The organism is Enterococcus sp. DIV1314a, assembly GCF_051713805.1.
Lineage (GTDB): Bacteria > Bacillota > Bacilli > Lactobacillales > Enterococcaceae > Enterococcus_I > Enterococcus_I aquimarinus.
Genome location: NZ_JBIOQP010000001.1, coordinates 2410639 through 2425411, shown reverse-complemented (window position 1 = coordinate 2425411; position 14773 = coordinate 2410639). Strand labels below are relative to the sequence as shown.

Sequence of the window (14773 nt, the reverse complement as noted above, 5' to 3'; positions counted from 1 at the left end):
TTAAAATGAAAGAGAAGGAGGCGAACAAATGAAATTTGGAATGCGTACAATGAAAACCGTGCTAGCCTGCTTTTTGTCGATGGTGATTGCCCAGCAAGTGGGACTGCTTTATGCACCGGCGGCTGGGATTATCGCGATCTTAAGTGTCGGAAATACCAAAAAGAAATCATTGGATACAGGGATTGCGCGCTTAGTTTCGCTAGGAATTGCGACGGTCTTGGCATTCTTTGCTTTTCAGTTATTAGGTTATGGTGCTTTAGGTTTTTCGCTATATCTCATTTTTTTTATTCCAATTACGGTCAAATATGATTTAACAGATGGGATCGTCGTGACGTCTGTTCTAGTGACGCACTATATGTTGGAACAAAGTTTTGCGCTATCATTGATATTAAATGAATTTTTATTAATGGGATTAGGGGTTGGTTTTGCTCTTATGCTAAATTTGTATATGCCAAATTTAGAGTCGAAAATTAATGAGGAGCAAGAAAAAATTGAAGAAGGTTTTCGTGAAATCTTTTTATCAATGGCAGCTTCTTTGAATCAGAAAGAGGCGAGCGGTCTCCTTAGCTTTTGTGATAACTTGCTAGAAAGAATTAACCAAGGCCGTAAACATGCTCAACATTACGATGAGAATCAGTTGCTTTCGAATAATTGGTATTACGAAGAGTATTTTGCGATGCGTCGCTCACAAGTTAAATTGATCAAAGAAATGATCTTTTTAATTGGACAAATTCAAGTTGAAGAAGTGTTGGTGGAAGATTTGCGAATTTTACTAACCAATACAGGAATGACGTTGTCAGAGGAAAATGATGGGCAAAGCATCCTTAAGCAAATTGACTTGGTCAGTGAAAGTTACCGCTTAAAACCCTTACCCCGTGATCGACAAGAATTTGAAAATCGAGCTCGCTTGTTTCAATATCTACAAACATTTAAGAACTTTATTGAATTAAAAGCTGTTTTTTATAGCGAGCAAAAGGATGAATCGAGTAAGTCAGTTGAAAGGATTTATTGATGCTGTTCGTTGGTTGAAGCCTTGAAAATAATCCTAGTTATATTGATGCCAATCTCTTTTAAGGAAAAATCATTTTTCAATGATTTTGAATCATGATATTTTGCCATAACGCAACTTGCTAGGGTATAATGTTTAAAGGAGAACCTTTGTTAAATTTTGTTCAATTAATACGTTCTCGTATTTCATTTCTTCAGTAATAAAAGTAGAATAATCATTAGGAGGCCAAAGAAAATGCATGAAATATATATAGAATTAGTGTTAAGCGGAATTTTTGAAAAATATGACTCTGAAGTGGCATTTTATAAACATCATCTAGGGTTATCCCAAGAACATTGGGAGCAATGGAAACAAGGGAAAATAAGTTTGAATCCTGAAGAAAGTCAAAAAATCAAAAATATCTTTAGTGATTACGAATGGATGTTATTGCAAAAAATCTTAAGACAAACGATTATTTATCCCGAAAAACGCCAAGTTGCAGTGGAAGAATATAAAAAATTAAAGATTAAGATTGCACAAAAATGGTTGAATTCTAATTGTGGAATCGTTGAGTTCCAACAAATTAAAGAAGAAGATAAAAAAGAGCACTTAATTGACTTGCGTGTGAGTTTGCAATACGGCGAGTGGGGTTTTGACGATGTGTTGAATTTCCGTTTACCTGCGGCGATTCAACATCAAGTTGTGAGTCAAAAAGTGGCCTTGTTAGATTGGGTCAACCAGGAATTAGAAAGTGCATATGTATGATCGTAAGGTTAGAGGGTTAAAGAGTGAAAATTAAAAAAATACTTAGTATGAGCTTTCTTTTCGTTGTGGGTGTCGTCGTCATTTATGGCTTGAACCGGTTTGTGACGAGACCATATACGTCAAATGCAGCGGAAGAAATCGCTGAGTCACAAATAAAAGCGACTATTGAGAAAAATAAAACGCAGGAAAGTTCTACAAAAGAACAACAAGCAAATAAACAAGAAGAACAAGAGAAACAAAAGGACGTGAAATTGCCAACAGGTGAAGCGACGGATTGGAATCTTCTGCTAGTTAGTCCAACGCATCCTTTGGAAGTTGATTTTTCTGAAGAAAATTTTTCGACGTTAGCCAATGGGATGCAAGTTGATAAACGCATCGTATCCTCTTTAGAGCAACTTCAAACAGCAGCTGCAGATGCTGGCTATCCGTTAGTAATCGTTTCGGCATATCGTTCGATTTCGTATCAGGAACAAATTTTTCAGGATTATTTGAATAATTGGGCTGCCCAAGGATACACGGATGAAGAAGCGTTAGAAAAAGTGAAAGAAACATCAACAGAACCAGGATTTAGTGAACATCATACGGGTTTAGCAATTGATCTCGTTGATGAAGATTGGTCCAATAATTACCCGCAAGAAATATTAGAAGCAGGTTTTGCAGAAACGGCTGGTGGCAAATGGTTAGCTGAACATGCATGCGAATATGGGTTTATTTTACGCTACCCTAATGGGAAAGAAGCCCTCACGAGTATTAATTTTGAACCTTGGCATTTTCGTTATGTTGGAGTAGAACACGCGAAATACATTGAAGCGCATGAGTTAACGTTAGAAGAATACTTAGATTTATTAAATGCAAAGTAGTGATGGAATGAAAAAAAAGAGAAATAAAAAAAAGAATACGTTACGCTTCCCAGCAATTTTAGCCGGTATATTATTGATTTTCATTGCCTTTATTTTTTCACTTAAAAGTCTTTTTGAAATGCCTAACGTGATGGGCGATGAAAGTGCGCAAGTCGAAGTCGAATTATCAAAAGAAGATTTTATCCAGCAACTCTTGCCACATGCTAAAACGTTGCAAGAAGGTTATGGGGTCTTACCGAGCATTATCATCGGACAGGCAATTTTAGAATCCAATTGGGGTGCTAGTCAACTATCGAGTCAGTATAATAATCTTTTCGGGATCAAATCATTTGGCCATTCTGATTCTGTGACGTTAGATACGCAAGAATATGTCAATGGTCAATGGATTGTGATTCAAGGTGATTTTCGCGTGTATCAAAGTTGGGAAGAATCGATGACTGCTCACACGATGTTGTTTGTGAACGGAGTAGATTGGAGCCCGACAAAGTATGAAAAAGTGCTATCCGCGACGAATTATCGGGAGGCAGCATTGGCGCTACAAGAAGCCGGTTATGCAACCGATCCTGATTACGCAAATAAAGTGATTCAAGTGATTGAAACATATGAGTTGGATCAATTTGATTAGATTGGAGGAGAAGGAATGGGAGAGAAATTTATACCGAACATTACAACCGAGTTACGCAAAGATATTGTTCGAGTTCCCGAAGTGATTAATGAAGCAAGCGGAATTATTATTTTTGGTAAGAAAATCCGCTCGATTATTTTTACAACAGATATTGCGATTATTCGCAATACGAATGCCAATGCAGTGATTGCAGTCTATCCTTTTACTCCGCATCCCGCCATTACAAAGAGCATTATTGAAGCCGCAGATATTCCTGTTTTTTCTGGAGTTGGGGGTGGATTAACGCATGGGACACGGGCGAATTATATGAGCCTTTTTGCAGAAGCACAAGGATCAATTGGCGTTGTATTAAATGGTCCGACTCCGATTGAGACGATTCGAGCCGTTTGTAAAGTTGTTGATATTCCCGTCGTTAGTACGGTGACGAGCCAGTACACACCGATTGATGAAAAAATTCAAGCAGGTATAAAAATAATAAATATTAGTGCAGGTAAAAAAACACCTGAAGTTGTTCGCCATTTTCGTGATCTTTATCCAGAATTACCAATTATTGCGACAGGTGGACCAACAGATGAGAGTATCCGCGCCGTCATTGAAGCAGGTGCTAACGCAATAACCTATACTCCTCCTTCAAATGGCAAGTTATTTAGTAAAAAAATGGAAATTTATCGCGAAAAAGAGCGATTAGAATATGAAGATTAAAAAGTAATGAAAAAGAGGAGAAACCAATGAGACTCTGTGGTTAAAGCTTGTTTTTTTCGTCGATTCAGGAGATAATAATCTTTGTGTTTTTCATAATTAGAAATTACTTATATATCGTCGTAATTGGTCGACAGTTTCTACCCAGTACCGCAAATACTGGACTATAAGTAAAAAAAGTGTTTCGTGACACCTTTTTTGCTCTGGATGCAAATAAGGTGTCTTTTATTTTGACTATAAAAGGAGTTAATTATCATGCAAGAATTAGTGAAACGAATTCAACAAGATGGAAATGTCCTAGGCGATGGCGTTTTGAAAGTTGATAGTATTATTAACCATCAAGTCGATCCTCTTTTAATGAAACAAATGGGTGAACTTTTTGCCAAGGTGTTTGCTAAACGGAATATCACAAAAGTAGTCACGATTGAATCTTCTGGTATTGCACCCGCTATTTTTTGCGCATTAGAACTAGGTGTACCGATGATTTTTGCCCGCAAATCAAAAAGTCTAACAATGAACGAAGAGTTATTAACTTCTTCCGTCTATTCTTTTACAAAGCAAGTCACAAGTACCATTTCGATTTCACGTAAATTTTTAACGGAATCCGATAACGTCTTAATTATTGATGATTTTTTAGCGAATGGTCAAGCAGCGAAAGGGTTAATTGAACTCTGTCAACAAGCCGGCGCCTCTGTTGAAGGAATTGGCATTTTAATTGAAAAATCATTCCAAGATGGTCGTCAACTACTCGAAGATATGGGAATTGATGTGGTTTCACTTGCGCGTATTTCTTCGTTAGAAAATGGGGAAGTAACGTTTATCGAAGCAGATGCATAAGAAAAAGAACTAGAAAGGTCATTCCTTCTAGTTCTTTTTTTTTTCAAATATAAAAAGAGAAATACACGGAATACAAGATACGATTCTAGTTAAAAACGAACAATGTTAATTGATGTATGTTTAAATATTCGATATTATTTTGACTTTAAAGGATAGGGTTGGTAAAATAAAAGTAAAGTTAAGTGCAAAAGGGGAAAATGACATGAAACCACAAGTAGCTGTGATTATGGGAAGTATCTCAGATTGGGAAACAATGCAAGAAGCATGTATTCAATTAGAACATTTTGGAATTGCTTACGAAAAAAAAGTCATCTCGGCACATCGAACGCCTGATTTAATGTTTGCCTTTGCTGAAGAGGCGCGCGATCGAGGGATTAAAGTAATCATTGCGGGTGCAGGCGGTGCGGCTCATTTACCAGGAATGGTAGCCGCTAAAACAACGTTACCGGTGATTGGCGTTCCTGTTCAGTCTCGAGCGTTAAGTGGTTGGGATTCGTTACTGTCAATTGTTCAAATGCCGGCTGGAATTCCGGTCGCGACAACAGCCATTGGAAAAGCTGGGGCAAGTAATGCGGGAATCCTTGCAGCCCAGATGCTTTCGATGTATGATTTAGATATTGCTAAAAAAATTGCAAAAAAAAGAGAGCAAATGAAAGAAATTGTGATAGAAAGTAGTGATCAACTTGGTTAAAGAACTAAGACCAGGAGCAACCATTGGGATTATCGGTGGTGGTCAATTAGGAAAAATGTTAACAATGAGTGCCAAAAAAATGGGTTTTCAAGTTGGCGTTTTGGATCCTGCAGAGAACTGTCCGACAGCTCAAATTGCGGATTGGCATATTATTGCCGATTATGATGATGTCCTTGCGCTAGAGGAAATGGCGAGACGCAGTGACGTGGTGACGTATGAGTTTGAAAATGTTAACGTCGATGCTCTTAGTACCATTACGGGCTTAGTCCCTGTTCCACAAGGGACGGATTTATTAGCGATTACTCAAGATCGTTTAATGGAAAAATCATTTTTAGAAGCAAATAATATTGTCATTGCGCCGTACGCGACGATTATTAGCCCAACGGATATTCAAGATGCAATTGAAAGTATTGGCTATCCCTGTGTGTTAAAAACGACCCGTGGAGGCTACGATGGTAAAGGTCAATACGTCTTAAAAGACAGGTCAGATCTAGCTCCGGCAATGAATTTACTAAGAGAAGGTACCTGTGAATTAGAAGCTTGGATTCCATTTGAAAAAGAACTATCGATTATGGTTGCCGGCAATGGTCGAGAATATATGACGTTCCCAATTGTGGAGAATATCCATCGCAATAATATTCTTCACCAAACCATTGCACCTGCTAATATTTCGCCTGATGTTGCGAGTGAAGTAACACGGATCGCTAAAGTTATTGCCAAAGCAGTCGACCTGCATGGCGTATTAGCAATCGAAATCTTTTTGACATCATCGGGTAGTATTTACGTAAATGAGCTTGCGCCGCGTCCGCATAATTCAGGGCACTATTCAATTGAAGCGTGTAATACGAGTCAATTTGATGCTCATATTCGAGGGATATGTGGATGGCCTTTAGGGGAAGTCACGTTATTGTCGCCAGCCGTAATGGTCAATATTTTAGGTGAAGACTTAGAAAAAACCTATCAACAAATTCAACGACAACCTGATTGGCAATTCCATTACTATGGTAAAAAAGAAAGTAAAAAAGGCCGAAAAATGGGTCATATTACAATCGTTACAAATGACGTAGAAGCAACAAAAGAACAAATTAAGCAAACAAACATTTGGTTGCGCTAACCTTCTTATCCAATGTTTGAAGAATAAAATCCTTCACTAGAGAATTTCTTTAGTGGAGGATTTTTTTCTCTTGGTTAAACACGAACGATTAAAAGGTTAATCGTCATTAATGTAAATAATTCGTTGACGAGAGAATGTTTGGCTTGCTACAATGAACACGTGAATGAGAGATATTTCAATACGATTTTTGATTAAAATCAGTGGATAGTATGGTTTATTCGTCTGTTTCTTTCTTTTTTTATCGTAAATTAAAAAAAGAAAGAGGGAAATAGATCTTAAGGTCATTATCCACAGGAAACATCACGCGAGCAAAACACGAACATTTTAATGAAAAATGTCAACGAGTACTCTATTCATGGTTTTCCTCGTTGAGAAAATTTTCAGTGTAAAAACAAAATAATAATGTTATCAAAGGAGAAGAATGCTATGTATTTCGTTAAAGTTTATGTTACTTACAAAGAATCTGTTTTAGACCCTCAAGGAGAGGCTGTTAAAGGAGCCGTTCATCGTTTAGGATTTACTGAAATTGAAGAAATTCGAATTGGAAAATATTTTGAAATAAAAGTTGAAAAATCAGACCGTCCAATTGAAGAAATGATCGAAGAAGTCTGCGATAAATTATTGGCAAATGTCAATATGGAAACGTATCGCTATGAAATTTTAACAACGGAGGAAGTTTAACATGAAATTTGCGGTCGTTGTGTTTCCAGGTTCGAACTGTGACCTTGATTTACTATGGGCGATAAAGGATATCTCGGGAGCAGAAGCTGAGTATGTGCGTCACGATGCAACAAGTTTAGCCGGTTTCGATGGTGTGTTATTGCCTGGTGGATTTTCGTACGGGGATTATTTAAGATGCGGGGCGATTGCGCGTTTTTCGAATATCATGAAGGAAGTTGTCCGTTTTGCAAACGAAGGAAAACCAGTATTTGGCACGTGTAATGGCTTCCAAGTGTTGACAGAAGCTGGCCTTCTCCCTGGTGTGTTAAAACGTAATGAATCGCTCCATTTTGTTTGTAAAACGACGCCCATTACTGTTGTAAATAATCAGACGAAATTCACTTCAGAATACGAGGATCAGCAAGTATTACAATTGCCGATTGCGCATGGTGAAGGTAATTATTATTGTGATGAAACAACCCTTAAAGAACTCGAAGAAAACAATCAAATTGTGTTTAAATACGTTGAAAATGTGAATGGTAGTTTAGAAAATATTGCGGGAATTACGAATAAGGCAGGAAATGTTTTAGGGATGATGCCCCATCCTGAAAGAGCGATGGAAGCCTTACTTGGTTCAGAAGACGGCAAAAAATTCTTCGCTTCAATTTTAAAGAACTTTGGAAAGGTGACAGTTTAAATGACAAAAATGATGGAACCAACCCCTCAAGAAATTAAAGAACAAAAAATTTATGCACAGTGGGGTTTAACAGACGAAGAATACCGTATGATTTCACAAGATATTCTTAAACGATTGCCTAACTATACGGAGACAGGATTATTTTCCGTGATGTGGAGTGAACATTGTTCTTATAAAAATTCGAAGCCAGTCTTAAGAAAATTCCCGACTGAAGCGCCACACGTGTTACAAGGACCAGGTGAAGGTGCTGGAATTATTGATATTGGCGATAACCAAGCAGTTGTTTTTAAGGCGGAAAGTCATAATCATCCATCTGCAGTAGAGCCTTATGAAGGTGCCGCAACAGGAGTGGGTGGGATTATTCGAGATATTTTCAGTATGGGTGCACGCCCGATTGCGATGTTAAATTCATTGCGGTTTGGTGAGCTGGATAACGATCGTACGAAATATCTTTTTGAAGAAATCGTCGCAGGGATTGGTGGATATGGAAACTGTATCGGTATTCCGACTATTGGTGGCGAAATCCAATTTGATGCTTGCTACGAAAAAAATCCTCTTGTAAACGCGATGTGCGTAGGCCTAATCGATCATAAAGATATTCAAAAAGGACAAGCCAAAGGGATTGGCAACTCCATTATGTATGTCGGTGCGAAAACAGGGCGTGACGGGATCCACGGGGCGACCTTCTCTTCTGAAGAGTTCACTGAAGACGGCGAACAACAACGTTCGGCTGTTCAAGTGGGCGATCCTTTCTTAGAAAAATTATTAATGGAAGCTTGTTTAGAATTGATTTTAGAGCATCATGACATTTTAGTCGGCATTCAAGATATGGGGGCGGCTGGACTTGTTTCTTCTAGTTCAGAAATGGCGTCAAAAGCCGGTTCTGGTTTAAAACTGTATCTAGATGAAGTTCCTCAACGTGAAACGAATATGACGCCTTATGAAATGATGTTATCTGAATCGCAAGAGCGCATGTTACTTTGTATTAAAAAAGGCGAAGAACAACAAGTGATTGATCTTTTCCATAAATATGAATTAGACGCGGTGACGATCGGTGAAGTAACGGATGACGGGCTCTATCGTTTATTCCATCAAGATCAAGAAGTCGCGAATTTACCGGTCGATGCTTTAGCAGAAGATGCACCGACTTATTACAAAGAATATACCCAACCGGCACGCATCGAAGAATTTGCCGCATTGGCTGATTTTGTACCAGAAGTTGAAAATGCAACGGAAACATTATTGGCGTTATTACAACAAGCAACGATTGCGTCAAAAAAATTAGTCTATCAAACCTTTGATTCGCAAGTTCGGACCAATACAGTGGTTGGACCAGGCAGTGATGCGGCTGTCCTTCGAGTCCGTGGCACGAACAAAGCATTAGCAATGACGATGGATTGTAATAGCCGTTATTTATATTTAAATCCAGAAGTGGGTGGGCAGATTGCAGTCGCAGAAGCTGCGCGTAATATTGTCGCATCAGGTGGTAAACCCTTAGCGATTACCGATTGTTTAAACTTTGGCTCTCCTGACAAACCAGAAGGATTCTGGGAATTATGGACGTCGGCAGATGGGATTTCTGAAGCGTGTCGCGTATTAGAAACGCCTGTCATTTCAGGGAATGTTTCGTTATACAATGAAACCGATGGACAAGCGATTTATCCAACACCCGTGATTGGGATGGTGGGGTTAATTGAAGATTTAGCGCATGTGACTACCCAACACTTCACAACTGTCGGAGATGGCATTTATGTTGTTGGTCAAACAGGAAAAGACTTTAATGGTAGTGAAATTCAAAAAATGCAACTCGGACGGATTGAAGGGAAATTGATGACCTTTGATTTGGTGGCGGAAAAAGCCAATCAAGAACTCGTATTAGCAGCGATTAAAGCAGGATTCGTTGCAAGTGCGCATGATTGTGCAGAAGGAGGACTTGCAGTCGCAATTGCAGAGTCAACTTTTAAAAATGAATTGGGTGTTTCAATCGAGATGCCACTTTCGAAAGAAGCGCTATTTTCTGAAACGCAGTCGCGCTTTATTTTAAGTGTGACACCAGAAAATCAAGCAGCATTTGAAGCACTAGCTGGAACGCGTGCGGTGAAGGTTGGAACGATAACAGATACAGGTCGTTTAGTAATTAAGGCTGAAAACGATCAAATTGATGTCGCAACAACAGAAGCGAAACAACTATGGGAGGACGCATTGACATGTCTGATGAAATAAAAAGTTTGAATGAAGAATGCGGAATTTTTGGCGTTTGGGGGCATGAATCTGCTGCTCGCGTCACGTACTTTGGCTTACACAATTTACAACATCGTGGGCAAGAAGGTGCTGGAATTGTTTCGAATGAAGAAGGATACTTACATGGTTATCGTGGTCTTGGGCTATTATCAGAAGTATTTTCAAATGAAAAACGATTAGATAAGCTACGCGGTGACGGGGCGATTGGTCACGTGCGTTACGCCACTTCTGGTAATGGACACGTCGATAATATTCAACCTTTCTTATTTCGCTTTTATGATAGTCAAGTTAGTCTGGCTCATAACGGGAATTTAACGAATGCGAAAACGTTGCGAAGAGAATTAGAAGAAGAAGGAGCCATTTTCCATTCGAGTTCCGACACCGAAATTTTGATGCACTTAATTCGTAAAAGTACGAAAGAGACGTTTTTGGATCGGCTTAAAGAAAGTCTGAATCAAGTCAAAGGTGGGTTTGCTTATATTTTAATGACGGAAGATGCGATTTACGCGGCACTTGATCCCAATGGATTTCGCCCGCTTTCGATTGGCCAAATGAAAAACAAGGCTTACGTCGTTGCCTCGGAAACATGTGCTTTAGAAGCAATCGGCGCAACCTTTGTTAGAGACGTTCAACCTGGTGAAGTAGTCATTATTAATGATAAAGGGTTAACAATTGATGTTTTTACGACGCAAACGCAACCAGCAATTTGTTCAATGGAGTACATTTATTTTGCGCGTCCAGATTCCAATATCGCTGGTGTGAATGTGCATACCGCTCGTAAAAATATGGGCCGGAATTTAGCAAAAGAAGCCCCAATTGAAGCAGATATGGTCATTGGGGTGCCGAATTCTTCGCTGTCGGCCGCAAGTGGTTATGCGGAATATTCGGGTATTCCCTATGAGCTTGGCTTAGTCAAAAATCAATATGTCGGTCGGACATTTATCCAACCAACGCAAGAATTACGTGAACAAGGCGTTCGAATGAAATTGTCAGCTGTTCGTGGTGTCGTTGAAGGAAAACGAGTGATTCTTGTTGATGATTCAATCGTTCGCGGCACAACTAGCCGCCGTATTGTTCAATTATTAAAAGAAGCAGGAGCGAAAGAAGTTCATTTACGAATTGCCTCGCCGCCGTTAAAATTCCCATGTTTTTATGGGATTGATATTAAGACCCGTAAAGAATTAATTGCCGCTGATTTAAGTATTGACGAGATGAATGCACGCTTTGGTTCTGATTCATTAGCCTTTTTAAGTGAAGATGGTTTAATTCGCGCTATTGGGTTAACATTTGATGCGCCATATACGGGATTGTGTATGTCGTATTTCAATGGGGATTATCCAACACCTTTATATGATTATGAAGACGAATATCAAGCATCTTTAAAAGATCGAAAATCAAACTTTTAATTGGAGGAATGACAAGTGCCAAATGCATATGCACGCGCGGGTGTCGACGTAGAGGCCGGCTATGAAGTGGTTGAACGGATTAAAAAACACGTTAAAAAAACCGAACGACTAGGTGTTATGGGAGCGTTAGGTGGTTTTGGTGGTTGCTTCGACCTCAGCGTATTAAATATTAAAGAACCTGTTTTAGTTTCTGGGACAGATGGTGTCGGAACCAAATTAATGGTGGCCATCCAAGAAGACAAACATGATACAATTGGAATCGACTGTGTCGCGATGTGTGTCAATGATATCGTCGCACAAGGTGCTCAACCACTTTACTTTTTAGATTATATTGCGACTGGGAAAAATATCCCTGCCCGTCTTGAAGCCGTTGTGGCAGGTGTGGCTCAAGGATGTCTAGAAGCGCAAGCAGCCTTAATTGGAGGCGAAACGGCTGAAATGCCGGGGATGTATGGTGAAAATGACTATGATCTCGCTGGTTTTGCAGTTGGGGTTGCAGAAAAAAGCCAATTGATCACTGGAGAAAAGATTGCGGAAGGTGATATTCTCTTAGGTCTGCCTTCATCTGGTATTCATTCTAACGGGTATTCGTTAGTTCGAAAAGTCTTCTTTGATCAAAAGGGAATGACAGGCGACACGATTTTAACGAAGAGCCAACAAGCATTGAGTGAAGCATTATTAACGCCAACTAAAATTTATGTCAAAGCGGTTATGCCACTCGTAAAAGCAGGTTTAGTGAACGGAATGGCTCATATTACGGGTGGAGGCTTTGTTGAAAATGTGCCGCGAATGCTCTCAAAAGACCTTGCCGCGGTGATTGAACTAGGTTCATGGCCGATCTTACCGATTTTTGAGGATTTGCAAACGGAGGGAGAAATTCCTGCGATGGAAATGTATGAAATCTTCAATATGGGAATCGGGATGGTGCTAGCTATTTCACCAGATAAAGTCGAAGCTGTCAAAGAAGAATTAGCGAGTATTGGCGAAAAATCTTATACCATCGGCTCGGTAAAACAGAAAGAAACGGCCGAAATTGAATGGACTGAGGCACACGCATGAAAATAGCCATTTTTGCTTCTGGAAATGGGAGTAATTTTGAAGCCATTGTCCAAGCAGTGAAAAACGGAAAGATTCCGGGGGGAGTTGCCGTCCTTTTTTGTGATAAAAAAGACGCTTTTGTCCTTGAACGGGCAAAAAAACATGGAATTCCTTTCATCACGTTTTCACCCAAAGAATTTCAGTCAAAAAACGCATACGAAGAAGCGATAAAGGAACGACTCGCCGAATATGCCATTGATTTGGTTGTATTAGCTGGTTATATGCGGATTGTCGGAGAGACGTTACTGAAAGCCTATCCGAATAAAATCATTAATCTTCATCCTTCGTTATTGCCAAGTTTTCCTGGACTACATGGGATTCAAGAGGCATTCGAGTATGGGGTAAAAGTTACGGGTATTACAATTCATTACATCGATGCGGGAGTCGATACCGGACCTATTATTGCGCAAGCGACAACGGAAGTGTTACCAACGGACACGTTAGAAGCGTTGGAAGAAAAAATCCATCGTCTTGAACATTACTGGTACCCGAAAGTGCTAGCAGAAATTATGCAAAAAGGAGCTTCAATTACATGTTAAAAAGAGCGTTAATTAGTGTTTCAGATAAAGCAGGCATTGTTGATTTTAGTACCGAATTAGTCAAATTGGGTTTTGAAATTATTTCAACCGGTGGAACGAAAGCTGCGCTAGAAGCGGCAGGAATTCCAACGATTGGAATTGAAGAGGTAACGGATTTTCCTGAAATGATGGACGGACGTGTCAAAACGTTGCATCCTAAAATTCATGGTGGGTTACTCGGTCGACGCGACCTGGTCAGTCACACTGAAGCGATGAAAGAACATCAGATTTATCCGATTGATTTAGTCGTGGTGAATTTATATCCATTTAAGGAAACCATTTCCCGCGAAGACGTGACCGAAGCAGAAGCCATTGAAAATATCGATATTGGTGGTCCAAGTATGTTACGTTCGGCCGCTAAAAATCATCAATTTGTAACGGTCGTTGTTGATCCAAGTGATTATCAAGTTATTTTAGAGGAATTAAAAGAAAGCGGCGAAACGACTTTTGCGACACGTCAACGATTCGCAGCAAAAGTATTCCGTCATACAGCGGCCTATGATGCCCTTATTGCATCCTACCTAACAGAAGTAGTCGGTGAAGCAGAGCCGGAGAAATTAACGTTGACTTATGATTTAAAGCAATCGTTACGTTATGGCGAAAACGGTCATCAAGCAGCCGCTTTTTATCAAGATGCCTTACCGATCGCATTTTCGATTGCGCAAGCGAAACAATTGCACGGAAAAGAGCTTTCTTACAATAATATTCGTGATGCTGACGCTGCGATTCGAATTGCCAAAGAATATGATCAGCCAGTAGCAGTCGCCGTCAAACACATGAATCCATGTGGGATTGGAACGGGTGCGGATGTCTATGAAGCATATATGAATGCTTTTGAAGCGGATCCAGTCTCGATTTTTGGAGGGATTGTCGTCGTCAACCGACCAATCGATCTAGCAACTGCGAATGAAATGAAGAAACTATTCTTAGAAATTATTATTGCGCCAGCCTTTGAAGAAGCGGCTTTTGCTGAACTGGCGAAAAAGAAAAACTTACGCTTAATGACGTTAGACTTTGCAGTTAATGCAAAATTCAAATCAGAAGTCGTTTCCGTTTTAGGTGGCTTACTTGTACAAAGTCCCGACCATCAAGTCGAAATGCCAACAGATTGGAAAGTCGTGACGAAACGACAACCGACTGCGACAGAACTTGCAACGTTAGCTTTTGCTTGGAAAGCAGTCAAACATGTGAAATCCAATGCGATATTGCTCGCAAACGAAGCGGGAACGGTTGGGATTGGTGCCGGACAAATGAATCGTGTCGGGTCTGTTAAGATCGCGATCGAACAAGCAAAAGAAAACGGGAAACTTGCAGGAGCAGTACTCGCCAGCGATGCCTTTTTCCCAATGAGTGATAGTGTGGAATATGCCGCAAAAAATGGCATTCAAGCAATTATTCAACCAGGTGGTAGCATCAAAGACCAAGAGTCAATTGATATGGCAGATGAATATGGCGTGACAATGATCTTTACGGATCTTCGTCACTTTAAACATTAAACGATTTTTTTAAGTGAA

15 protein-coding genes and 1 riboswitch are annotated in these 14773 nt (G+C 39.7%); all 15 genes read left to right on the top strand.

Annotated elements, in window-relative coordinates:
• Positions 1 to 28: 28 nt before the first annotated feature.
• The 15 genes from IGI68_RS11605 to purH all read left to right on the top strand — a co-directional run bounded on the left by IGI68_RS11605 (position 29) and on the right by purH (position 14755).
• Positions 29 to 1012: an aromatic acid exporter family protein gene (locus tag IGI68_RS11605; protein WP_071875159.1), complete on the top strand. Its 984-nt coding sequence runs from the start codon at positions 29 to 31 to the stop codon at positions 1010 to 1012.
• Between the two features lie 231 nt (positions 1013 to 1243).
• Positions 1244 to 1753 (top strand): hypothetical protein, encoded by a 510-nt coding sequence (locus tag IGI68_RS11600; protein WP_071875160.1) that lies wholly within the window; start codon positions 1244 to 1246, stop codon positions 1751 to 1753.
• A 23-nt stretch (positions 1754 to 1776) separates the two neighbouring features.
• Positions 1777 to 2613 (top strand): D-alanyl-D-alanine carboxypeptidase family protein, encoded by an 837-nt coding sequence (locus IGI68_RS11595; protein ID WP_438732983.1) that lies wholly within the window; start codon positions 1777 to 1779, stop codon positions 2611 to 2613.
• Positions 2614 to 2620: 7 nt separating this feature from the next.
• Entirely contained in the window at positions 2621 to 3238 is a 618-nt protein-coding gene (locus IGI68_RS11590; protein WP_071875185.1) for a glycoside hydrolase family 73 protein, read from the top strand.
• Between the two features lie 15 nt (positions 3239 to 3253).
• Positions 3254 to 3940: a hydrolase gene (locus IGI68_RS11585; protein ID WP_071875161.1), complete on the top strand. Its 687-nt coding sequence runs from the start codon at positions 3254 to 3256 to the stop codon at positions 3938 to 3940.
• Between the two features lie 87 nt (positions 3941 to 4027).
• Positions 4028 to 4124: riboswitch (purine riboswitch) on the top strand.
• Positions 4125 to 4192: 68 nt separating this feature from the next.
• Positions 4193 to 4774 (top strand): xanthine phosphoribosyltransferase, encoded by a 582-nt coding sequence (locus IGI68_RS11580; RefSeq protein WP_071875162.1) that lies wholly within the window; start codon positions 4193 to 4195, stop codon positions 4772 to 4774.
• 202 nt (positions 4775 to 4976) lie between these two features.
• Positions 4977 to 5465 carry a 5-(carboxyamino)imidazole ribonucleotide mutase gene (purE, locus tag IGI68_RS11575; RefSeq protein WP_438732980.1) on the top strand — a complete coding sequence of 163 codons (489 nt, stop codon included), beginning with the start codon at positions 4977 to 4979 and terminating at the stop codon, positions 5463 to 5465.
• Complete coding sequence (purK, locus tag IGI68_RS11570) at positions 5458 to 6579, top strand: 5-(carboxyamino)imidazole ribonucleotide synthase (protein WP_273231311.1); 1122 nt, start codon at positions 5458 to 5460, stop codon at positions 6577 to 6579. The genes purE and purK overlap by 8 nt, the downstream gene beginning before the upstream one ends.
• A gap of 426 nt (positions 6580 to 7005) precedes the next feature.
• Positions 7006 to 7260 carry a phosphoribosylformylglycinamidine synthase subunit PurS gene (gene purS, locus IGI68_RS11565; protein ID WP_273231313.1) on the top strand — a complete coding sequence of 85 codons (255 nt, stop codon included), beginning with the start codon at positions 7006 to 7008 and terminating at the stop codon, positions 7258 to 7260.
• A gap of 1 nt (position 7261) precedes the next feature.
• Positions 7262 to 7936 carry a phosphoribosylformylglycinamidine synthase subunit PurQ gene (gene purQ / locus IGI68_RS11560; protein ID WP_071875166.1) on the top strand — a complete coding sequence of 225 codons (675 nt, stop codon included), beginning with the start codon at positions 7262 to 7264 and terminating at the stop codon, positions 7934 to 7936.
• Positions 7937 to 10159, top strand: a complete 2223-nt coding sequence (purL, locus tag IGI68_RS11555) for a phosphoribosylformylglycinamidine synthase subunit PurL (RefSeq protein WP_438732977.1) — start codon at positions 7937 to 7939, stop codon at positions 10157 to 10159.
• Entirely contained in the window at positions 10144 to 11583 is a 1440-nt protein-coding gene (gene purF / locus IGI68_RS11550; RefSeq protein WP_438732975.1) for an amidophosphoribosyltransferase, read from the top strand. Before purL ends, purF begins: the two co-directional genes overlap by 16 nt.
• Before the next feature lie 15 nt (positions 11584 to 11598).
• A complete protein-coding gene (gene purM, locus IGI68_RS11545; protein ID WP_438732973.1) occupies positions 11599 to 12642 on the top strand; it encodes a phosphoribosylformylglycinamidine cyclo-ligase in 1044 nt (347 codons plus the stop codon).
• Entirely contained in the window at positions 12639 to 13220 is a 582-nt protein-coding gene (purN, locus tag IGI68_RS11540) for a phosphoribosylglycinamide formyltransferase (RefSeq protein WP_071875170.1), read from the top strand. Before purM ends, purN begins: the two co-directional genes overlap by 4 nt.
• Complete coding sequence (purH, locus tag IGI68_RS11535) at positions 13214 to 14755, top strand: bifunctional phosphoribosylaminoimidazolecarboxamide formyltransferase/IMP cyclohydrolase (RefSeq protein ID WP_438732971.1); 1542 nt, start codon at positions 13214 to 13216, stop codon at positions 14753 to 14755. The genes purN and purH overlap by 7 nt, the downstream gene beginning before the upstream one ends.
• Positions 14756 to 14773: the final 18 nt, after the last annotated feature.

Excerpts from the sequence above, each read along its gene's own strand:
- IGI68_RS11605 (WP_071875159.1), top strand. The coding sequence starts at position 29 with ATGAAATTTGGAATGCGTACAATGAAAACCGTGCTAGCCTGCTTTTTG.
- IGI68_RS11600 (WP_071875160.1), top strand. The coding sequence starts at position 1,244 with ATGCATGAAATATATATAGAATTAGTGTTAAGCGGAATTTTTGAAAAA.
- IGI68_RS11590 (WP_071875185.1), top strand. The coding sequence starts at position 2,621 with ATGAAAAAAAAGAGAAATAAAAAAAAGAATACGTTACGCTTCCCAGCA.
- IGI68_RS11585 (WP_071875161.1), top strand. The coding sequence starts at position 3,254 with ATGGGAGAGAAATTTATACCGAACATTACAACCGAGTTACGCAAAGAT.
- IGI68_RS11580 (WP_071875162.1), top strand. The coding sequence starts at position 4,193 with ATGCAAGAATTAGTGAAACGAATTCAACAAGATGGAAATGTCCTAGGC.
- purE (WP_438732980.1), top strand. The coding sequence starts at position 4,977 with ATGAAACCACAAGTAGCTGTGATTATGGGAAGTATCTCAGATTGGGAA.
- purS (WP_273231313.1), top strand. The coding sequence starts at position 7,006 with ATGTATTTCGTTAAAGTTTATGTTACTTACAAAGAATCTGTTTTAGAC.
- purQ (WP_071875166.1), top strand. The coding sequence starts at position 7,262 with ATGAAATTTGCGGTCGTTGTGTTTCCAGGTTCGAACTGTGACCTTGAT.
- purL (WP_438732977.1), top strand. The coding sequence starts at position 7,937 with ATGACAAAAATGATGGAACCAACCCCTCAAGAAATTAAAGAACAAAAA.
- purF (WP_438732975.1), top strand. The coding sequence starts at position 10,144 with ATGTCTGATGAAATAAAAAGTTTGAATGAAGAATGCGGAATTTTTGGC.
- purN (WP_071875170.1), top strand. The coding sequence starts at position 12,639 with ATGAAAATAGCCATTTTTGCTTCTGGAAATGGGAGTAATTTTGAAGCC.
- purH (WP_438732971.1), top strand. The coding sequence starts at position 13,214 with ATGTTAAAAAGAGCGTTAATTAGTGTTTCAGATAAAGCAGGCATTGTT.